Origin of the sequence: Dinoroseobacter sp. S124A, from assembly GCF_049801015.1 — a bacterium.
Classification (GTDB): Bacteria; Pseudomonadota; Alphaproteobacteria; order Rhodobacterales; family Rhodobacteraceae; genus Dinoroseobacter.
Genome location: NZ_JBNAGD010000001.1, coordinates 758,111 through 777,702 on the forward strand (window position 1 = coordinate 758,111; position 19,592 = coordinate 777,702).

General features: G+C 63.1%; 19 protein-coding genes. 17 read left to right on the forward strand and 2 right to left on the reverse strand.

The window, feature by feature from the left end; all coding sequences use genetic code 11:
- The first annotated feature begins 31 nt into the window (after nucleotides 1–31).
- The gene (locus ACP15I_RS03745) at nucleotides 32–526 is read left to right on the forward strand and encodes a Dps family protein (protein ID WP_424973934.1); all 495 of its coding nucleotides are present in this window, start codon (nucleotides 32–34) and stop codon (nucleotides 524–526) included.
- A gap of 59 nt (nucleotides 527–585) precedes the next feature.
- Here the strand turns inward: ACP15I_RS03745 and ACP15I_RS03750 are convergent, their stop codons facing one another.
- A complete protein-coding gene (locus tag ACP15I_RS03750; protein ID WP_424966777.1) occupies nucleotides 586–1,401 on the reverse strand; it encodes a response regulator in 816 nt (271 codons plus the stop codon).
- Between the two features lie 68 nt (nucleotides 1,402–1,469).
- Here ACP15I_RS03750 and ACP15I_RS03755 point away from each other — a divergent pair, with 68 nt between their 5' ends.
- The 11 genes from ACP15I_RS03755 (at nucleotide 1,470) to ACP15I_RS03805 (ending at nucleotide 11,854) form a co-directional block, all read left to right on the forward strand.
- A complete protein-coding gene (locus ACP15I_RS03755; RefSeq protein WP_424973935.1) occupies nucleotides 1,470–1,694 on the forward strand; it encodes a NepR family anti-sigma factor in 225 nt (74 codons plus the stop codon).
- Complete coding sequence (locus ACP15I_RS03760) at nucleotides 1,691–2,254, forward strand: RNA polymerase sigma factor (protein WP_424966775.1); 564 nt, start codon at nucleotides 1,691–1,693, stop codon at nucleotides 2,252–2,254. Before ACP15I_RS03755 ends, ACP15I_RS03760 begins: the two co-directional genes overlap by 4 nt.
- A 51-nt stretch (nucleotides 2,255–2,305) precedes the next feature.
- Complete coding sequence (locus ACP15I_RS03765) at nucleotides 2,306–3,973, forward strand: histidine kinase dimerization/phosphoacceptor domain -containing protein (RefSeq protein ID WP_424973936.1); 1,668 nt, start codon at nucleotides 2,306–2,308, stop codon at nucleotides 3,971–3,973.
- On the forward strand, nucleotides 3,963–5,393 hold the full coding sequence (locus tag ACP15I_RS03770; protein ID WP_424973937.1) for a phospholipase D family protein: 1,431 nt from the start codon (nucleotides 3,963–3,965) through the stop codon (nucleotides 5,391–5,393). Before ACP15I_RS03765 ends, ACP15I_RS03770 begins: the two co-directional genes overlap by 11 nt.
- Nucleotides 5,394–5,464: 71 nt before the next feature.
- The gene (locus ACP15I_RS03775; protein WP_424973938.1) at nucleotides 5,465–5,647 is read left to right on the forward strand and encodes a hypothetical protein; all 183 of its coding nucleotides are present in this window, start codon (nucleotides 5,465–5,467) and stop codon (nucleotides 5,645–5,647) included.
- A 3-nt stretch (nucleotides 5,648–5,650) separates the two neighbouring features.
- Nucleotides 5,651–6,166 (forward strand): pyridoxamine 5'-phosphate oxidase family protein, encoded by a 516-nt coding sequence (locus tag ACP15I_RS03780; protein ID WP_424966771.1) that lies wholly within the window; start codon nucleotides 5,651–5,653, stop codon nucleotides 6,164–6,166.
- Between the two features lie 179 nt (nucleotides 6,167–6,345).
- Entirely contained in the window at nucleotides 6,346–6,522 is a 177-nt protein-coding gene (locus tag ACP15I_RS03785) for a YqaE/Pmp3 family membrane protein (RefSeq protein ID WP_424966770.1), read from the forward strand.
- Nucleotides 6,515–6,910 (forward strand): DUF4112 domain-containing protein, encoded by a 396-nt coding sequence (locus tag ACP15I_RS03790; protein ID WP_424973939.1) that lies wholly within the window; start codon nucleotides 6,515–6,517, stop codon nucleotides 6,908–6,910. The genes ACP15I_RS03785 and ACP15I_RS03790 overlap by 8 nt, the downstream gene beginning before the upstream one ends.
- A gap of 509 nt (nucleotides 6,911–7,419) precedes the next feature.
- Nucleotides 7,420–8,625: a glycosyltransferase gene (locus tag ACP15I_RS03795; RefSeq protein ID WP_424973940.1), complete on the forward strand. Its 1,206-nt coding sequence runs from the start codon at nucleotides 7,420–7,422 to the stop codon at nucleotides 8,623–8,625.
- Between the two features lie 79 nt (nucleotides 8,626–8,704).
- On the forward strand, nucleotides 8,705–10,102 hold the full coding sequence (locus tag ACP15I_RS03800; protein WP_424973941.1) for a mechanosensitive ion channel domain-containing protein: 1,398 nt from the start codon (nucleotides 8,705–8,707) through the stop codon (nucleotides 10,100–10,102).
- Between the two features lie 366 nt (nucleotides 10,103–10,468).
- The gene (locus tag ACP15I_RS03805) at nucleotides 10,469–11,854 is read left to right on the forward strand and encodes a phosphomannomutase (protein WP_424973943.1); all 1,386 of its coding nucleotides are present in this window, start codon (nucleotides 10,469–10,471) and stop codon (nucleotides 11,852–11,854) included.
- On the opposite strand, the gene ACP15I_RS03810 is transcribed toward ACP15I_RS03805, so the two are convergent.
- The gene (locus ACP15I_RS03810; protein ID WP_424973944.1) at nucleotides 11,848–12,402 is read right to left on the reverse strand and encodes a helix-turn-helix domain-containing protein; all 555 of its coding nucleotides are present in this window, start codon (nucleotides 12,400–12,402) and stop codon (nucleotides 11,848–11,850) included. The genes ACP15I_RS03805 and ACP15I_RS03810 overlap by 7 nt on opposite strands.
- Before the next feature lie 378 nt (nucleotides 12,403–12,780).
- On the opposite strand from ACP15I_RS03810, the gene ACP15I_RS03815 reads away from it, so the two are divergent.
- From ACP15I_RS03815 to ACP15I_RS03835, 5 genes are all read left to right on the forward strand, one after another.
- Nucleotides 12,781–15,240 carry a GcvT family protein gene (locus ACP15I_RS03815; protein WP_424973945.1) on the forward strand — a complete coding sequence of 820 codons (2,460 nt, stop codon included), beginning with the start codon at nucleotides 12,781–12,783 and terminating at the stop codon, nucleotides 15,238–15,240.
- A gap of 177 nt (nucleotides 15,241–15,417) precedes the next feature.
- On the forward strand, nucleotides 15,418–16,740 hold the full coding sequence (locus ACP15I_RS03820; protein ID WP_424973946.1) for an ABC transporter substrate-binding protein: 1,323 nt from the start codon (nucleotides 15,418–15,420) through the stop codon (nucleotides 16,738–16,740).
- Between the two features lie 88 nt (nucleotides 16,741–16,828).
- Nucleotides 16,829–17,701: a carbohydrate ABC transporter permease gene (locus ACP15I_RS03825; RefSeq protein ID WP_424973947.1), complete on the forward strand. Its 873-nt coding sequence runs from the start codon at nucleotides 16,829–16,831 to the stop codon at nucleotides 17,699–17,701.
- Nucleotides 17,702–17,706: 5 nt separating this feature from the next.
- On the forward strand, nucleotides 17,707–18,534 hold the full coding sequence (locus tag ACP15I_RS03830; RefSeq protein ID WP_424966761.1) for a carbohydrate ABC transporter permease: 828 nt from the start codon (nucleotides 17,707–17,709) through the stop codon (nucleotides 18,532–18,534).
- Nucleotides 18,534–19,592 carry an ABC transporter ATP-binding protein gene (locus ACP15I_RS03835; protein WP_424966760.1) on the forward strand — a complete coding sequence of 353 codons (1,059 nt, stop codon included), beginning with the start codon at nucleotides 18,534–18,536 and terminating at the stop codon, nucleotides 19,590–19,592. The genes ACP15I_RS03830 and ACP15I_RS03835 overlap by 1 nt, the downstream gene beginning before the upstream one ends.

Consider the following 19,592-nt stretch of genomic DNA (forward strand, 5'->3'; position numbering starts at 1 on the left):
TTGGTTTTCTGAACAAATAAAGGAGACACCCATGTCCGAAGCGTTGAAAGTCATTCCCTCTAGCGATGATGTCTCGACCGGTGTGCGCGACACGCAAACCATTGCGAGTGGTCTCGCGGATGTCCTGTCGGACACGTACCGACTGATCTTCAAGACCCATGCAATCCACTGGAACGTCGAAGGCCCGCTCTTCTACTCTGTCCACAAGCTGACCGAAGAGCAGTATGAGAACATGTTCTCGGCCGCCGATGAACTGGCGGAGCGGATGCGGTCGCTGGGCGAGTTTGCCCCGATGCAATTGGATGCTTTGATGGAGCGTTCGCGCGTCAAGGACGCTCATCAGGAGATGTCGGCCCAGCAGATGGTCGAAAGCCTTGCCGCGGATCACGAGCTGATTGCGCACCGCCTGCACGCGCTGATCCAGTTGGTCGGCGAGCGCCACGACCCGGTGACGGAAGACCTCGCCACCGAGCGGAGCGCCTTCCACGAGCAGGCCGCCTGGATGCTGCGCGCGCTCAGCAAGTAACAGAGCCAACGAAAAAAGCCCCGCTTAATGGCGGGGCTTTTGACGATCTTGGGTCAGGATCAGGCTTTCAAGGTCTCTGTCGAGGCAAAGAACATCGCCTGACTGACGGCGGAGCGCACCTGCTCTTCGGAATATGGTTTGGAGATGAGAAATGCTGGCTCCGGGCCTTCGCCGGTCAAGAGCCGCTCGGGGAAGGCGGTGATGAAGATCACAGGCATGTCGCCGTCGCGTTCAAGGATGCGGTTGACCGCGTCGATGCCACTGGATTTGTCCGCGAGTTGGATGTCGGACAGGATGAGATCGGGTTTGTCTTCGGCCGCCAGATCAAGCGCACGACTCTCGGTCCGCGCAACCCCCGTGACCTGGTGCCCCATCTCAGAGACGATCCCTTCGAGATCTGTAGAGATGATGACCTCGTCCTCGATGATCATGACCTTGCCACTGATCAGCTTGGCCATTTCGGCATAGGCGATATTGACCAGTTCACTGACTTCGCCTTCCGAGCGGCCCATGATGGAGGCAAGCTCGGGCATGTCGAACCCTTCTACCGTGTGCAACAACAGCGCTTCACGGGTGTTTGGTGTCAGATGCGTCAAATGCGCCGAAGCGGTTCCGGCTGGTCCGCTGTCCAGGGTGGGGTCTTCGATCTGAGCGCTGCTGCTTGACCAAATGGCGTGAAACACTCTGAAAAGGCCCGCCTTGGCGCCATGACCGGCGTCATAGAGCGTTGGGTCCGTCAGAATTGTCTCGAGTGTCACTGCCGCATAGGTGTCCCCGGAGTTTGTGCTTCCTGTCAAAGCGCGGGCATAGCGTCGCAAGTAAGGCAAGTTTGCACCGATTTGTTCTGACAGCGAAGTGTCTGCGGTTTGAGACATTGATCCCTCTTATTTTGAAAGCGCACGGTCACGTGCTATTTTTTTGACGTGAGTCGGGAACCAAACGCGTGGTCCAGCGTTTAGGTTCCACACAAACGCGCATGGGCCCAATAAAAGTGACACATCCAAATCTGATGCCAAAACGAAATTCAACACTCGACGACCAGATCGATGAGAACCTCAAAAAAGCATACAGCGATGTGCTGAATGAAGAGGTTCCGGATCGGTTGATGCAATTGCTTGAGCAGCTCAAGTCGCAAGACAAGAAGACTCCCTCCGGAGACGTCTCATGAGCGGGGCGCCGGAGATGGATCCGCGCGACGAGCTCGTCGAACATCTTTCCGCCATGCGCGCCTTCGCCTACAGCCTGACGCGAAACTCGGCGACGGCGGATGACCTGGTGCAGGATACGCTCGTGAAGGCGTGGACGAATATCGAAAAATTTCAGGTCGGGACGAACATGCGCGCGTGGCTGTTCACGATCCTTCGGAATACGTTTTATTCGATGCGGCGCAAGCGCAAGCGCGAGGTCGAGGATGGCGAAGGCGAACTGGCTGGTGCATTGGCGCAAAAGCCCGATCATGACGGGCGACTGCAAATGCGCGAGTTCAACCGGGCATTTGCGAAACTTCCCGACGAGCAGCGCGAGGTTCTGATCCTCGTAGGGGCCGGTGGCTTTTCCTACGAAGAAGCCGCCGATATGTGCGGGGTCCGGGTGGGCACCGTGAAAAGCCGGGTCAACCGTGCACGCAATCGCCTCGCCGAGATGCTGGACATCTCGGAAACCGACGCAATGGAAATGACCGACAGCGTCACCCATGGCATCGTGGCGGAGAACCAAAGCGCAGCCTGAATGTCACTGTCCTCTTTTTTCGGCGCTCTGCCCACGCGTTTGATCGCGCTCATGACGCTTGCGTTGTTCCCACTCGGAATGATCTCGCTCTACCAGACACGCAGTGTGGTGGAGCGGGCCGACGACCTTGCCCGCTCGGCTCTGATCGCCGAGACCGAGCGGGCCGTCGATGCAGAGCGACGGATCCTGCTTCAGGCTGTTGGGGCGGGGGCCGGGTTGGGCGCCGCGATCGGACCTTTGTCGGAAGACCCCGCGCGTTGCAGCGAAATCCTGAGTGACTTCATCGTGCAGAACCCCCACGTGGCCTTTGTTGGCTACCTGCCGCTGGATGGCTTCATGGAGTGCTCTAGCACGGGGGATCCCTTCGACTTCTCGGAATTTCCGGGCTTCGCGACGGCGATTGCGAGCCAGAGGTTGAATTTTGAGGTCAACGAATCCGGCGCTGTGAGCGGACAATCCGTGATGATCGCCAACGTCCCGGTCTATTGGGCCGGAGCGTTCAGTGGGTTCATTTCAATGTCGATCCCGCACAAGATCGTCGACAACGAGCCTGCCGGCGCCGCGAGCCAGGAAGATGCGCGCACCTTGGTTCTCAACCGCGATGACGAGATCATTTCCGCCAGCGGTGGTCTGGATGGCGCGGAGAGGTACTTGCCCGTGGGCTACTCGTTGACGGAACTGCGGTCCAAGGCTGGAACGACATTTCGCGCGGAGACGGTCGAGGGCGATCCACGAGTATTTGCCACCTTTACGGTTCTCGAGGACGAAGTCGTCGTGCTGGGGAGCTGGCCCGAGGAGGCGCTGGGTGTTGGCCAAGGCGCGAACCAAGGGCTTTTGACCATTCTGTTCCCCATCCTGATGTGGTGCGCGGGCATCGTGGTCGCCTTCTTTGGCTTGCACCGGATGGTGATCCGAAACATTCACGCCCTGCGGGATGCGACGCGCCGGTTTGCTTTGGGCGAGCGGGGGCGGAATTTGCTCACGATGGAAAACCCGTCTCAGGAGTTCGAAGAGGTGCAGCGCGCCTTTAACCGGATGACGCGCATTATCGGCGATGCCGAAGCGCGCCGGGAGCAAGATCTCCATGACAAGGAAGTGCTGCTGCGCGAGGTACATCATCGCGTTAAGAACAACCTGCAACTGATTGCATCCATGATGAATATGCAAACCCGTACGGTGAAGACCGCCGAGGCCAAGCGCGTGCTGCAGGGGCTGCAGCGGCGGGTGCAGGGGCTCGCAGCGATCCACCGGACCCTCTACACGACGCCCGATATGACAACGGTCGATGTGGCCAGTTTGGCAGAGGAGATGGTGACCGAGGTCACAGGGCTCGCCGGGGCAAGCAATGAGCGGCTGAAGATTACCCGCAATCTCGAACCCATGCAGCTCTACCCGGATCAGGCTGTGCCTTTGTCGATGGTGCTGTCAGAGATGCTGACCAATGCGGTGAAATATACCGGGTCCAAAGAGGGGCAAAATCCGGAGATCGAAATCGGCCTGGCTCGGGATCCTGTGGGCGACGTCATCCTCTCCGTGGAAAACACCAAGGGGGACCGCTTTGACGCGGAAGATCCCAGCGAGAATACTGGTATCGGGTCCCGCCTCATGCGGGCTTTCGTGACCCAGCTTGAGGGGAAACAGGACGTCACCGAAGACGACACGCGGTACTGCATGACGGTGCGGTTCCACCCGACGGGGTTTGCTCAGGATGCCGCCTAGCCCGGAGGCGAATCCCGCCCCATTTCAGGTTCTCATCACCGCCGCGCAGGCGTGGCCGGCCTTCGAGCAGGCGATCCTGTCCGCCGAGCGCGAGATCCTGATGGGGTTTCGGATCTTCGATCTTGCTACCAAACTGCGGAGCGACGCGGCCCGGGCCATCGGCGAGGACTGGTTCGATTTGCTGGCGCATAAGCTCGGCCAGGGCGTGCGCATCCGTCTGGTCGTCAGCGATTTCGATCCGGTGATGGGGGAAGAACTTCACCACCTGTCGATGTCCACGCTGCGGCAGGGCGCGGCCCTGCGGGAGGTGGCTGGGCCAGCCGCAGACCTGCATGTTGCGGCCGCGCTTCACCCCGCGCGTGCGGGGCAGGTCTGGCGCTCGGTCCTCGGTCCTCTGGCGCGGAAGCAACGCAAGAAAACGCCTCCCTTTGCCACCGTGACCCAGCACCAGAAGCTCGCGACCATTGATCGCGATTGGCTCTATATTGGCGGTCTCGATCTCAACGAGCGGCGCTTCGACACGCAGGCCCATGATCGACCATCCGACGAGACCTGGACGGATGTGCAGCTCTTGTTGCGGGGGCCAGAAGCCATCGAGGCGGCGGAGCATCTGGAAAGCTTCGTGGCGCAAACCCATGGAGCCCCGCCGCTGCGCGAGATGCAGTATCTCCGGCGAACGCTGTCCCGGCCCCGCGACCTGCAAACCTTTCACCTGTCGCCCAAAACGGTTCTGAGCGAGATCGAGACCGCGCATCTGGCGGGGATCCGAGACGCGCAGCATCTGATTTATATCGAGACGCAATTCCTGCGCTCGAGCCGCATCGCGCGCGCACTGGCCCGCGCGGCCATGGAAAAGCCGCTGCTGCGTTTGATTCTGGTCTTGCCGGCCATGCCCGACGATGTGGCGTTCGAGCATAATCGGGATCTGGATGCTCGCTATGGGCTCTGGTTAAGCCATCAGGCGCTCAAAAGGGTGAAGGAAGCCTTCGGCCCTCGGCTCAGCATTCTCAGCCCGGTTCGACCGCGCACAGCGCCGGGGGAGGGGCTCAACACATTGGCAGATGCCCCGATCATCTACGTGCATTCCAAGGTGTTCATCGCCGATGACAGGTTCGCTCTGGTCGGGTCGGCCAATCTCAACGGACGGTCCCTGCGTTGGGATACGGAGGCCGCAGTCGCCGTGCGGGATCCTGCCCGTGTGGACATGCTGCGCAGCGCGATTTGCGCACATTGGTGGCGGGGGGCTGCCCCGGCGGAGGCACTGGATCTGCACGCGGCGCAGGGTTGGTGGCGGGATGCGGCGCAGGACAATCTGCGCACCGCTCCGAGCCAGCGATACGGGTTTCTCGTACCCCATGATCGCGACCGTGCGCCGGACCTCCGGGTGCCGCTGCCCGGGATCACCGAAGACATCGTCTAGGACGGGCGACGGAACCGACCACGCTCCGCACCCGTTAACACTCTGACACGTGCAACGAAGAGGAGCGTATGATGAATTGGGACCAGATCCAGGGCAATTGGCAAAAGATCAAGAACCGCATCAACGCCGGGACACAGGATGCAACGGGCCAGACGCCTGACCGCAACCAGTTGCAAACCCTGCTTGAGCCGGAGTACGGCGCGGGAAAGCCCGCAGCCGAAGACACGCTGCAGGCGTGGAAAGACAAGGCCTGAGCCATGTCAGAGAGTTATGAAACATCCCATGAAGCCATGACCGAGCTTTGGTCCGAGCTGGACGCATGTCGCATCGGTATGCTCTGGATGCCCGATAGCGGACAGCATCCTCAACCCATGACCCATTTCGCGGATCCCGAGGCCCAGGCGCTCTGGTTCATCACGTCGGCGGACACGGATCTGGTGGCCGCGGTCAGTCACGGCGGACAGGCGCGCTATACGATGCAATCCGGCAAGGGCAATTACCACGCGAGCCTCACAGGCAGCCTCGTCGTCTATGACAGCGACGAGAAGATCGATGCGCTGTGGTCCATCGCCATGGCCGCGCGCTTTGAGCAGGGGCGCGAGGATCCGAAGGTCACGCTGCTGAAGTTCAGCCCGCGCGAAGCCGCAATCTGGGCGAGCGACGCCAACCCGGTCGTGGTCGGTGCCAGAATGGTGCAGGCGGCATTTTCGACCGATTGCGCCAGCCCGGAGATCGGACATCACCGTGTTCTGGATCTAGTCGTCCCGGCCTGATCCCGTCGCGATCGCTTGCACGCAGACAACGGCTTGGGCGGGCAGGAGGCCTCTGCTCACCACAAAGCAGCCCTCTTGCAAGCGTGGAAACACTGCCCGGTCACGGCGCGCTGCGGTGGAACGTTTTAACGGTTCCGGACGTTGAGCTTTTAACGAAACCAATCACCGAAGGAGTTACCATGGACATCATCCGCATCATCCTCGCCCTGCTCTTGCCGCCTCTGGGCGTGTTCATGCAGGTGGGACTGGGTAAGCACTTCTGGTTGAATATCCTGCTGACACTGCTGGGCTACATCCCCGGCATCGTGCATGCCGTCTGGATCATCGCCCGAACCGGTGAGCGTGGCCGTGCCTGATCTTACCGCAGACCAGATCGCCCGCCTCGACCGGTTGGCCCATGGGCTGGATGCCCGGTTCCGGCTTCCGGTGCTGGGCTGGCGGTTCGGCTGGGATAGTGTGGTCGGGCTCATCCCCGGCCTCGGCGATATCGTGACCTTCGGCCCGGCGCTGTACCTCATCTATCAGGGGCACAAGCTGGGCGCGCAGAAGTCGACACTTGCCCGTATGGGGGTCAATAGCGGCCTCGACTTTGTCGTGGGAGGCGTTCCGATTTTCGGCGATATTTTCGATGCGAGCTTCAAGGCCAATATGCGGAACGTCAGGCTCCTGAAAGAAGACCTGTCGGAGCAATTGCAAGCGCAGGAACGACGCGAGGCCCTGTACCCGTCCTCGATCCGGGCCTGAGAAATTTGGCGACGCGCGCCCCGACTGGACGCGAGGGCTTCGACGGCGCGGGAGGTTCGCCAAGCGGCCCTTGGTTGTCGCAGCGCGCTACTCGCGTTCGCATAGGGCGGTTCACGCCTGTCCTGCGTCCCGGGCTTGCGGTACACAGACCCGTGCGACGCGCATCTCGGCAAGGCGGCTGGACTGCCCGCCGCCGCGACCAACTTTCAAAAAATTTTCTTATCTCGGGAACTATCCCCGGCACCTTGGGCGTTGTCTTTTCACAACAATCGGAGGCGCGGTCGGTGCCATCCGGTGGATCACGGGAGCCAGTTTCATGCCTAGCCTGACCAACATGCGTGATAGATCATGAGCGACGGAATGCGCACCGAGCGCCGGGGCGCTCACGCGGACGTCGCGCACGTGCTAGGTGCCGCCGTCGGGCGGTCAGTTACAACGCGGCGAGATCATCGGTCCCCGACACTACCCCACCTCCCATCAGTTTCAGGTTCTAGCGGCGGAGCATAATCATGCGCGATCTTCATCTCGAACTGGAGGAGTATGGCGCCTCCGACATGCGGCCCATCGGCTTTTTTGTTCAAGACGGTCTGTCCGACCATGCCTTGCGGGTCACGCGTATCATTGACGCACTTCCTCCGAGCCGCTCCGTGACCGTCTTCTGCCCCGACCCCACGCTGATTGCCGAGGTTGCGGGGCGCGCAGAGGTGATAGCCCTTCCATCGTTTTCGGTCAGCACTGGCAAGCACGTCGGTCATGCCGTTATGCCCGGGGTCGATGCGGGGTTCTCACTGGGGCAGGGGCCGATGATGGCATCGCTCATTCGCGCCGACTTGAATGCCCTGACCCGCTGGTTCGACCGGGCACATCCTGCCCTTTTGATGATCGATGAGAGCGCCGAGATCGCCCGGCTTGCCCGCCGCTGCGACGTCCCGCATGTGGTGGCTTTAAAGCACGGGATGCGGCAGGATGAGGCCCATGACGAGATGTTCTCGGGGGCCGAAGGACTGCTGGCGCCGTTCCACAAGGCCCTTGCGCAACCGGATTGGTCCCATGGCTGGACCGGCAAGACCCATTTCGCGGCAGGTCTCGAGCGTCTGCAACGCGTGCCAGAGCGGCAAGCCGCCCGGCGCCGCCTGAACCTGCCGGAGGATGCAACGGTCATTCTTGCCCTGACAGACCCGACCACGCAGCCGATGCAGCACGCAGCGGTGATTGCAGGTGCAAGGGCAGTGTCCGACTGTGTGTGGCTGCTGGCCGGTGATGAGGCTGCGGCGGGCGATCCGTCCAATCTGCGCCGGATGTCCGGAGATGTGACGCATGAGACGCAGATCGCTGCGGCAGATCTGGTTATCTCCAATGCTGGTGATGTGATTTCGGCAGAGATCCTGTCGGCGCGGAGGCCATGGATCGTGGTCCCGGAATGGAGCCTTTGTGATGCGCAGATCGAAAAGGCGCGCGCCCTGTCGAAGGCTGGCGCGGCGCATATGCGGCATCAACTCCCGGGCTATGAGGCTGGCTGGCGGCAGACACTCGACATCGCCACGCAGCTCCACGATCCCGCTCGGCAAGCCGCATTGGACCATGCCGGTGCCGCGGCGGGCGTCGCCGCCTGGCTGGAAGGGCTGGCCGCCGAGCGAAATGCACCAGTGCATCCCATGCTGCCCGCGATCGATCACATGACCCCAGGGCAGCAGGTCGCGGACGCGCTTGCCTGAGACCGACTGCGCGCCCCGCGGCGCCCCGTGGCAGCTTATCCCCGCACGGCGGGGCTGCCCATAGAATGAAAGTTTACCCATGATCCGCGTTGTCTTTGGCGCCCTGCTCGCCCTGCTTGTCGCCACGTTCGCCTATACGGCCGCAGCCCAGGCCGTGCCCGAGACCGAACAGACCGGCGGCACGATCGAGGTCGGGGAAACCGCGCCAAGCGACGGCGAGATCCGGACACGGATCATCAACCTGCTCGCGCAGATCGACGCGTTCGAAAATGTGCGCGTGAATGTGACCGAAGGGGTCGTACGCCTGAACGGCGATGTCATCGACAACGCAGCGCAGGACCAGCTGACATCGCTGGTCAATCGCGTGTCCGGCGTTGTTGCCATCGAGAACCGGGTGACCGTCAGCGGCTCGCTGGAAGAGCGGCTGGCCCCGGCCGCGGAGCGGATCATTGAGCGTAGCCAGAACCTGCTGGCATCGGCACCGATCTTTCTCGTCGCGGTAACGGCCTTTCTGGTCGTGGCGGCGGGCGGTTGGCTGCTGACAACGCGCATCCCGATCTGGACCTGGCTCGCACCGAACCGCTTCATCGCAGATGTCTACCGAGCCGTTGCGCGGATCGGCTTCATCCTGTTGGGGGTGGTGCTGGCGCTCGACATTTTGAATGCCACGGCGCTGATCGGGGCGGTGCTCGGCGCGGCGGGTGTGGTTGGGCTCGCGCTGGGTTTCGCCGTGCGCGACACGGTGGAGAACTTCATCGCCTCGATCTTGCTGAGCCTGCGCCAGCCGTTTCGCCCGAACGATTTTGTGGATATTCAGGGGGATATGGGCACTGTGGCGCGGCTTACCTCCCGGGCGACGATCCTGATCTCGCCGGAGGGCAACCATATCCGCATTCCCAACGCGACCGTGTTCAAGGGGCGGATCGTGAACTTCACGCGCGATCCGCAACGGCGGTTCAGCTTCGATCTCGGGGTGGATGCGGATGCAGATCAGGCGGGCGCCCTTGCAACCGCCGTCGGGGCGCTTCAGGGGCTGCCCTTCATCCTGCGCGATCCGGAGGTCAGCGCCTGGGTGAGCGAAGTGGGCGACTCAAACGTGATCCTCACCTTCACTGGCTGGGTCGATCAGAATGCCGTCAGCTTCGCCAAGGCGCGCGGCGAGGCGATCCGCACGGCCAAGTCCGCCCTGGAATCCGCGGGCTTCGGGCTGCCGGAGCCGATCTACCGCGTGCGCCTTGACGGCGCCGGACAGCTTGGCGGCGCGCTTGCCGAGGAGTCGCGCGAGGTGGGCACCCCAGCGCCCACAACAGACAGAGGTTCGCGCGCCCAAGCCACACCGGCCACAACGCCAGCGCAGCTTCCGCAAGCGGCCGATCCCACTCGCAAGGAGGATGCCAGCACCGAGGCGGCAGAGCGCGAACGGGCTGGCCAGAAGACCGAAGACAACCTTCTGGATGCAACGCGGCAAGCCGAATAGCGGTCCCTGGCCTTGCTCCCGTCGAAAGGAATCTGACTTAACAACTGAGTCTGTCACGGCATCGGGGGCTGACCCGTGGGAACCATCCGGGCAGCTAACAAGCCATCATTGCGAGTGAACCAACAGAGTCTTCCTCGACAGTGGCTGAAATCCGGTACAATCGGAAGATACTTAATTGTAATCATCGAGATTCAGAATCTGTGCAGGGAGATGATGGCGGGCTGTCTCTCCGCCATCCCCCCCCAGATCCCCCAGCTTCATTTTTTGTTACCGCCCTGTTGCGGGGCAGCCTTCCGCGCGCGTGGGCTCTTGCGCTGGTTCTGTCGCTCGGCGCACCATGACCGCTCTGGAGCAGGAGCGTGCCGCGTGGGCCGACTGAAGTGTTTCAAGGCGTATGATATTCGGGGGCAGGTCGGAGAGGATCTGACCGAGGCGTTTGCCTATGGGCTGGGCCGGGCCGCGGCGGCGGAGCTGTCGGCGGCGCAGGTCGTGATCGGACGCGACGTGCGCGCCTCTTCGCCCGCCTTGTCCGAGGCGCTGGCCCGGGGTCTGCAAAGTGCGGGCTGCGGGGTTCTCGATCTCGGGCTTTGCGGCACGGAAGAGGTCTACTTCGCCACGGATCACTACCGGGCCCAGGGCGGGATCATAGTCACGGCGTCCCATAATCCGATTGGCGATAACGGGTTCAAGCTGGTCGGGGCCGGTGCCGCCCCGCTGCCCGAGGCGCAGTTCCGCGCCATCGAGGCCAGGCTTGCCGAGGGGACGGGCCGGGCTGCGAGCGCGCCCGGGTCCTACCGGGCCGTGGACTGCCGCGCGGCCTATGTCGCCCGGGTTCTGTCCTTTGTCGAGCCGGCGACGCTTGCGCCGCTGCACCTTTTTGCCAATGGCGGGCATGGGGCGGCGGGCCCGACCTTGGACGCGGTGGTGGCGGGGCTGGAGGCGCAGGGCGCGCCCTTGCGGGTGACGCGCGGCCATCACGCGCCCGATCCGGCCTTTCCGGCGGGGATCCCGAACCCGATGCTGCCGGAGAACCAGCCGCTGACCGGGGCACCGACCCGCGCCGCCGGGGCGGATCTGGGCGTGGCCTGGGACGGAGATTTCGACCGGTGCTTCTTCTTTGACCACACCGGGGCCTTTGTCCCCGGGGAGTATGTCGTGGCCGTGCTTGCCCAGGCCATGCTGGCCCGGACGCCCCGGGCGCGGATCGTCCATGATGCACGGGTGGCGTGGAACACCCAGCGCGTCGTGCGGACCGCCGGGGGAGTGCCCGTGATGGGGCAGACCGGTCATGCCCTGATGAAGGCGTTGATGCGCGCGCAGGGGGCGGTCTATGGCGGGGAGCTGTCGGCGCATCACTATTTCCGCGACTTCATGTATTGCGACAGCGGCATGATCCCCTGGCTTTTGATGCTGGCGCAGATCTCGGCCTCGGGTCAGAGCCTGCAACAGAGCTGCGCCGAGATGCGCGCGCGGCACCCGTCGTCGGGCGAGATCAATTTTCGCGTCGCCGATGCGGATAGGGCGGTGGCAGAGGTGCTGGCGCGGCTCGGCCCGGACGCGGTCGGGATCGACCAGACCGACGGGCTGAGCCTGAGCTTTGCAGAGTGGCGCGCCAATCTGCGCCGGTCCAATACTGAGGCGCTGTTGCGGTTGAACGTCGAGGCGCGGGATGACGCGGATCTCGTGGCCGCGCAGGTGGCCCGGATCACCGAGATCCTGCGCCCCTTTGCGGCGCAAGATGCGGCTCAGTAGACCGGCGGCGAGACGATCCAGATCACCGTGGCCGGGGCGTCATAGGGGTTGCGCCAGAGATAGGCGTCATCGGAGAACTGAAAGCTGTCACCCGTCGCGAGGGTGAACCACGTGCCCCCCAGTTGCAGATCGAGCTGACCGTCGATCACCACGCCGCCATCCTCGCGGCCCTTGGTGCTGATCAGGGTTTCGCAGGCGGAATGGGCCGAGAAGGTCGAGTGGATCATCTCGAAATTGCCATTCAGGTTCGGCGAGAGCAGCCGTTCGCGCAGCCCGCTTTCCTCGGACCCGATGGGCTCGGCCATGTCGCCCCGCACGATCAGGCCGCGCTCTTCCTCGGATTGCGAGGCCGAGCGGAAGAAGAAGCTGATCGGAACCTCAAACTCTGCTGCCAGTGCCGAGAGATCCTGAATCGACGGGGCGGTCTGTCCGCGTTCCACCTGGCTGAGCCAGCCGACGGAGCGCCCGACCGAATTGCACAGCGCCTGAAGGGTCCAGTTCCGGGATTTCCGCAGGGCGCGGATGTCTTCTCCGATATGCGGTGTCATGCTGAGGACCGGTTCCGTGTCTGGATGAAATTTGGGCTGTAGAGGGTCTCTAGCGCAGGCGCAGTGAAGGAATCCAGAATTTTCCACGCCGATGTGAAAAAATGATTTGAAATTTCATTTCGGTCTGTGGCAACGAATGCGCAAGCAACGGGCATTTGCACCGCAGAGCGCAGTGCAGGACCCGGCACACCGATTGGGAGATCGCCCCGTGCACAGAGCACCGCATCTGACAGCCAGACCGCCCGGCGCTGCGCCAGCCCCGGCCCAGCCTCAGGGCAGGGCGGCGCGCGCCGGGGCGATCTCCCGCTTCCGGACTTTCCATCGGCCCAAGACCCCAGCCTGCGCGGCGGGGCTTCTGAAAACAGGATCGCTGCTGTCATGACCCAATTACCTACGTCCGCGCGCGTCGTCATTATCGGTGGGGGTGTCTCCGGGTGTTCGGTCGCCTACCACCTCGCCAAGCTTGGCTGGACGGATATCGTCCTGCTGGAGCGCAAGCAGCTGACCTGTGGCACCACATGGCATGCCGCGGGCCTGATCGGTCAGCTGCGTCCGAGCCAGAACCTGACCCGTCTGGCGAAATACTCCACCGAGCTCTATGGCCAGCTCGAGGCCGAGACCGGCGTGTCCACCGGCTTTCGCGAAACGGGCTCGATCACCGTGGCACTGACCGAGCACCGCAAGGAAGAGATCCTGCGGCAGGCCGGTCTGGCGCGGGTCTTTGGGGTCGAGGTCGAGGAGCTGTCCCCGACCGAAGTGCTCCAGCGGTATCCGCATCTGAACATCGATGGCGTGACCGCGGGCGTGTATCTGCCCCATGATGGCCAGTCCGACCCGAGCAACGTGGCCCTGTCGCTGGCCAAGGGCGCGCGGAACCGCGGTGCCAAGATCGTCGAGGGCGTCAAGGTCACCGAAGTTACCAAGGCGGGCGGCCGCGTCACGGGCGTCAGCTGGCAGCAGGGCGAAGAGCAGGGCCATATCGCCGCTGATATGGTGGTGAACTGTGCGGGCATGTGGGCGCGCGAGCTCGGCAAGATGTCCGGGGTGAACGTGCCGCTCCATGCCTGCGAGCATTTCTACATCGTCACCGAGGGCATTGACGGGCTCAAGCCGCAGCCGGTGCTGCGCGTGCCGGATGAATGCGCCTATTACAAGGAAGACGCGGGCAAGATCCTGCTCGGCGCGTTCGAGCCCAAGGCCAAGCCCTGGGGGATGAACGGGATCTCCGAGGATTTCTGTTTTGACCAGTTGCCCGAGGATTTCGACCATTTCGAGCCGATCCTCGAGGCGGCGGTGAACCGCCTTCCGATGCTGGCCGAGGCGGGGATCCATACCTTCTTCAACGGGCCCGAGAGCTTCACCCCCGATGATCGCTACTATCTCGGCGAGGCACCGGAGCTGGGCGGGTACTGGGTCGCGGCGGGGTATAACTCCATCGGGATCGTGTCGTCCGGGGGCGCAGGCATGGCGCTGGCCCAGTGGATGAATGATGGCGAGCCGCCCTTTGATCTCTGGGATGTGGATATTCGCCGGACCCAGCCCTTCCAGGGCAATCGCCACTACCTGCAGGAGCGGGTCTCGGAAAGCCTCGGCTGGCTCTTTGCCGACCATTACCCGTTCCGCCAGCCGGTGACCGCGCGCGGCATCCGGCGCTCGCCCCTGCACGAACACCTCAAGGCCAAAGGCGCTGTCTTCGGCGAGACCGCCGGTTGGGAGCGCGCGAACTGGTTCGCCAATGAGGGGCAGGAGCGCGACTACAAATACGACTGGGCCGGTCAGAACTGGTTCGAGAACCGCGCAGCCGAGCATATGGCGATCCGCGAGGGGGTGGGCATGCTCGACATGTCCTCCTTCGGCAAGATCCGGGTGGAGGGGCGCGATGCCTGCGCTTTCCTGCAGAAGATGTGCGGCGCGCAGATGGACGTGCCTGAGGGCAAGATCGTCTATACCCAGATGCTCAACCAGCGCGGCGGGATCGAGTGCGATCTGACCGTGACGCGCCTGTCCGAGACGGCCTATTTCCTCGTGGTGCCTGCCGCCACCGTGCAGCGCGATCTGGCCTGGCTGCGCCGCCATGTGGGCGACCAATTCGTGGTCATCACCGATGTCACCACCTCCGAGGCGGTTCTGCCGCTTATGGGGCCGAAGGCCCGCGATGTGCTCATGGCCTGCTCGCCCAATGACTTCTCGAACGCGCACCACCCGTTCGGCATGGCGCGCGAGATCGAGATCGGCATGGGGATCGCAAGGGCGCACCGGGTGACCTATGTGGGCGAGCTCGGCTGGGAAATCTACATCTCCACCGATATGGCCGCCCATGTCTGGGAAACCCTCGTGGAGGCCGGGGCCGATCACGGGCTGAAGCTCTGCGGGCTTCATGCGATGGACACCCTGCGGCTCGAAAAGGCGTTCCGCCATTATGGGCACGACATCACCGATGAGGATCACGTGCTGGAGGCCGGGCTCGGCTTTGCCGTCAAGACCGACCTGCCCGGCAAGGAGGACTTCCTTGGGCGCGAGGCCGTGCTCCGCAAGCGCGAGACCGGGCTCGAACGGCGCCTCATGCAGTTCAAGCTGGAGGATCCCAGCGCCCATCTGCACCATAACGAACCGCTGGTGCGGGATGGCAAGATCGTCGGCTTCCTGACCTCGGGCGGCTACGGCCATGCCCTGGGCGGGGCGATGGGGCTGGGCTATGTGCCCTGCGCCTATGAGCGCGAGCCTGCGGCCGAGATGAAAGCGGCGCGGTACGAGATCGAGATCGCCGGGCGGCGTTACGCGGCGCAGGCCAGCCTCGCGCCCATGTACGACCCGAAATCCGAGCGCACCAAGGCGTAAGCCGGGGCAGGGCCCCAAGCCTGCCATGGCACGGAACGAGGCCGGGTCGCCACCAGCGCCCGGCCTTTTTCATGCGCCGTCAACAGATCGAGAATACGCATTCACGATAATCCTTGAATACGCATTCAGCCTCGCCTAGGGTGACGCCACACGTTGCCATTGACCTGGGAGGAGTACATGCGCAAACGGACTTTCCTGAAAGCCGGGGTCGCTGCGGCGAGCCTGATGCTGGCCCCGCTAACCGCTGCGGCAGAGGACATGCCCTATAACCTGCTGGAGGGGAAACCCTTTGACGGCACCAAGCTGAACATCCTCAGCGTTGTGACCCCGCAATTCGACGGGCTGCGCCTGCGGGATGGCGAATTCACCGAGCTGACGGGCATCGAAACCGAGTGGACTTTCATCCCCTTCGGCTCGCTGCAGGAGAAGATCAATGCCGAGGGGATCGCCGCCAACGGCACCTTCGACGTGGTCAACTACCTCGATAGCTGGGGCCCGCCCAACGCCCATTGGCTGATGGCGATTGACGAGATGATGGCGCGGGACGGAATCTCGATGGACCGCTACCCGGCGGCCTTTGCCCGTTCGGCCCAGTTCGAGGGCCAGACCCTGGGCTTCCCGCTGCGGGCCCATCCGCAGTTGATGTTCTATCGCAAGGACCTGATCCCCGAGCCGCCCGAGAGCTGGGAGGACGTGGTGCGCATCGGCAAGGAGCTGAAAGAGAGCAACCCGGAGATCGCGCCGCTTGCGCTCTATTACAACAATGACGGCAACCGTCAGAACCTGTTCATCTGGATCAACTTCCTCTGGGCGGCCGGGGCCGACATCTTCAACGAGGATGGCACGGCGGCCTGGGCGTCCGAAGCCGGGATCCAGGCGACGAAGGATTACATCGCGCTCCATACCGAGCACGAGGTGACCAACCCGAACTCGCTGGCCTTTGTCGAGCAGGATGCGCGCCAGTCCTTCATGCAGGGCAATTCCGCGATGATCCCGGTCTGGTGGTGGGCCTATTCGGGCTTTTACAACCCAGACAGCTCGACCCTCACCAAGGATCAGGTGGGGTTTGTCGGCATGCCCTCCTATCAGGGGCAAACCAAGACCTACGCGATCTCCATGCCCTTCTCGATCTCGCAATATTCCGAGAATCAAGGCGCGGCCTGGGAGTTCCTCAAATGGCTGTCGAACCCGGAGATGGACAAGGCCAACGCCACCGAGCGTGAGGTGGGCGGCAAGTCGATCGTCAACAACGTGGTGACCCATATCGCCTCGTTGCAGGACCCGGATGTGAATGCCGCGAATGACGGGATTCAGGCGGCGGCCTGGGAAAGCCTGAAGCAGTCTGACATCATGCCGCAAATCCCGGAATGGCCGGAAGTGGGCGATATCCTCTCTGCCGCGATTGCCGAAGCGGCGGCGGGCGGCGATGTCGCCGAGCTGATGACCGCCGCGGCGGAGCGGTCCGACAAGGTGCTGCGCCGCGCAGGCCGCATCAAGTAACGCGCAACATGGATCGGGGCGCGCTGCGTGCCGCGCCCCAATCCTGACCTCATGTGACCCTGCTGCCCGAGGGCTCCGGATCTGACTGATGCGAGATAACACACTCAAATACCTGCTCGTTCTGCCGGCCATCCTCGTGGTGTTCGCCACGGCGATCTGGCCGCTGCTCGAGAGCTTTCGGCTGTCCTTCACCGTGGGCCGCCTGAACCGCCCGGGCTCGCTGGAGCAATATCTGGGCTGGGAGAATTACAGCTGGGCCTTCCTCGAAGAGCCTGCCTTCTGGAACTCGGTGCAGGTCACGGCGATCTACACGGTGCTGACCGTGGCGCTGACCACGGTCCTTGCGCTCGGGCTCGCGATGTTGCTCGCGCCGGGAGGGCGGTTGCGCTCGGGGGTACAGACCCTGCTGATCCTGCCCTTTGCCATGTCGCCCGCGCTGATCGGGGTGTCGTTCCGGTTCATGTTCAACCCGGAATTTGGCCTGTTCGATGCGTTTTTCGGGGTGATGATCCCGCCACTGGCGGATGTCTCCTGGCTGGCCGATCCGGTGCTGGCCTTTGCGGTCTGCGTGATGGCCGATGTCTGGGGCTGGATCCCGTTCCTGACGCTGGTTCTGATCGGCGGTCTGGCCAGCGTGCCGCAGGATACGATCGAGGCCGCGCAGGTGGACGGCGCCTCGGGCTGGCGGGTGTTTCGCGACGTGACCCTGCCGCAGCTTGCGCCGGTGCTCGCCGTGGTTGTGATCCTGAAATCGATCTTCAGCCTCAAGACCTTCGACCAGATCTTCATGCTGACCAATGGCGGGCCGGGCACGGCGACCCAGACCCTGTCCCATTACATCTATTTCAACGGCATGAAATACGGGCAGATCGGCTACGCCGCCTCGGTCGCCTGGTTGATGGTGATCCCGATGATCTTCCTCACCTATGCCTATGCCAAATACGTGTTCCAGAAGCGGTGAGCGCGATGACCGGGAAACAAAGAAAACAGATCGTCAACGGCATTCAGATCATCCTAATCCTGATGGCGACCTTCGTGATGCTGGTCCCGATCCTCTGGATCTTTCTGGCCGCGTTCAAAACCCATCTCGACGTGTTCCAACTCAAGCTGTTCTTCACGCCTACGCTGGAGAATTTCGCCACAGTCTTCGAGCCGCCCTATGATCTGGGCGAGAAGCTGGTGAACTCGACGCTTGTGGCTTTTGTCACGGTCCTGTTCGCGATCCCGATTGCGACCATGGCGGCCTATTCGTTCAGCCGGTTCAGCCTGCGGGGCGAGACCACCATGCTGGTGATCATTCTGGCCACGCAATTCGTTCCGGCGGTGGTGATCATCCTGCCGTTTTTCGTGATGTTCCGGGATGTGGGGTTGCTGGACACGCGGGTCGGGCTGATCCTTGTGAACCTCGCCATCGTGATGCCCTTCGCGATCTGGATGATCAAAGGCTTCATCGACGGGATCCCCATGGACACCGAAGAGGCCGCCATGGTCGATGGCTCGTCCCGGGTGCAGGTGATGCGCAATATCGTGCTGCCCATGGCGGCGCCGGGGCTTCTGACAGCGGGGATCTTCTGCTTCATCATCGCGTGGAACGAGTTCCTGTTTGCGCTGATCCTGACCAACAAGGATGCGGTGACGCTGCCCATCGGGCTCGCGCTCTTCAAGGCGGAGGAGGGGGATTTGTGGAACCTCCTGAGTGCCGCCGGGATCATCATCATGCTGCCGATGTTCGTGCTGGCGCTGCTGATCCGGAAGTATTTCGTACAAGGCATGACCATGGGAGCGGTACGCTGATGGCTGAGGTGGTTCTCAAGGATTTGACCAAGCGCTGGGGCGACTTCATCGGGGTCGACAACCAGTCCCTGACCGTGGCCGACAAGGAGTTCCTCGTGTTGCTGGGGCCCTCGGGCTGCGGCAAGACCACGACCATGCGGATGATCGCGGGGCTTGAGGATCCGACCGATGGCGAGATCTGGATCGGCGACCGGATGGTCAATGACGACCTGCCCAAGGATCGCGACGTGGCCATGGTGTTCCAGAATTACGGCCTCTACCCGCATATGACGATCCACGACAATATCGCCTATCCGCTCAAGGTCCGCGGCACCCCGAAGGACGAGATCGGTCCCAAGGTCCGCCGCGCCGCCGAGCAGGTGGAGCTGACCGAGTTTCTCGACCGCAAGCCCAAGGCGCTCTCGGGCGGCCAAAGGCAGCGCGTGGCGCTCGCGCGGGCCATCGTGCGCACGCCCAAGGTCTTTTTGATGGATGAGCCGCTGTCGAATCTCGACGCCAAGCTGCGCGTGACCATGCGTGCCGAGCTCAAGCATCTGAGCCGCGAGCTCAAGATCACGACGGTCTATGTCACCCATGACCAGATCGAGGCGATGACGCTGGCGGACCGGGTGGCGGTGATGAAACATGGCGTGATCCAGCAGCTCGGCACCCCGGACGAGATCTATAACGATCCGGCGAATATCTTTGTGGCGGGGTTCATCGGCTCGCCCGCGATGAACCTGATCAACGGCTCGATCTCGGACGGCATGTTCGTCACCACGGGCGGCACGCGCCTCGTTGCGGTGCCCGCCGCCGACCGCGCCAGCGTGATCCTCGGGGTGCGGGCCGATGACATGGCCGTGGCCGAGGAAGGGCAGGGCGAGATCGATGTGCGCATCTACGCCTTCGAGAATACGGGCGAGGCGACGCTTCTGACCGTGCAATGGGGCCAGCAACGGGTTATCGCCAAGGGCGACCGGCACCTGCGCAAGGAGCAGGACGACATGGTCAGCATCTCGCTGAACCCCGACCACCTCTATCTTTTTGACCCCGAAACCGGAAACCGGATCAGGACTTAG

Coding starts and splice junctions, on each gene's coding strand:
- ACP15I_RS03810 (WP_424973944.1), bottom strand. CDS start 12,402: ATGACACCGCATATCGGAGAAGACATCCGCGCCCTGCGGAAATCCCGG.
- ACP15I_RS03815 (WP_424973945.1), top strand. CDS start 12,781: ATGACCCAATTACCTACGTCCGCGCGCGTCGTCATTATCGGTGGGGGT.
- ACP15I_RS03800 (WP_424973941.1), top strand. CDS start 8,705: ATGATCCGCGTTGTCTTTGGCGCCCTGCTCGCCCTGCTTGTCGCCACG.
- ACP15I_RS03835 (WP_424966760.1), top strand. CDS start 18,534: ATGGCTGAGGTGGTTCTCAAGGATTTGACCAAGCGCTGGGGCGACTTC.
- ACP15I_RS03750 (WP_424966777.1), bottom strand. CDS start 1,401: ATGTCTCAAACCGCAGACACTTCGCTGTCAGAACAAATCGGTGCAAAC.
- ACP15I_RS03770 (WP_424973937.1), top strand. CDS start 3,963: ATGCCGCCTAGCCCGGAGGCGAATCCCGCCCCATTTCAGGTTCTCATC.
- ACP15I_RS03760 (WP_424966775.1), top strand. CDS start 1,691: ATGAGCGGGGCGCCGGAGATGGATCCGCGCGACGAGCTCGTCGAACAT.
- ACP15I_RS03820 (WP_424973946.1), top strand. CDS start 15,418: ATGCGCAAACGGACTTTCCTGAAAGCCGGGGTCGCTGCGGCGAGCCTG.
- ACP15I_RS03830 (WP_424966761.1), top strand. CDS start 17,707: ATGACCGGGAAACAAAGAAAACAGATCGTCAACGGCATTCAGATCATC.
- ACP15I_RS03795 (WP_424973940.1), top strand. CDS start 7,420: ATGCGCGATCTTCATCTCGAACTGGAGGAGTATGGCGCCTCCGACATG.
- ACP15I_RS03780 (WP_424966771.1), top strand. CDS start 5,651: ATGTCAGAGAGTTATGAAACATCCCATGAAGCCATGACCGAGCTTTGG.
- ACP15I_RS03765 (WP_424973936.1), top strand. CDS start 2,306: ATGACGCTTGCGTTGTTCCCACTCGGAATGATCTCGCTCTACCAGACA.
- ACP15I_RS03745 (WP_424973934.1), top strand. CDS start 32: ATGTCCGAAGCGTTGAAAGTCATTCCCTCTAGCGATGATGTCTCGACC.
- ACP15I_RS03785 (WP_424966770.1), top strand. CDS start 6,346: ATGGACATCATCCGCATCATCCTCGCCCTGCTCTTGCCGCCTCTGGGC.
- ACP15I_RS03775 (WP_424973938.1), top strand. CDS start 5,465: ATGAATTGGGACCAGATCCAGGGCAATTGGCAAAAGATCAAGAACCGC.
- ACP15I_RS03825 (WP_424973947.1), top strand. CDS start 16,829: ATGCGAGATAACACACTCAAATACCTGCTCGTTCTGCCGGCCATCCTC.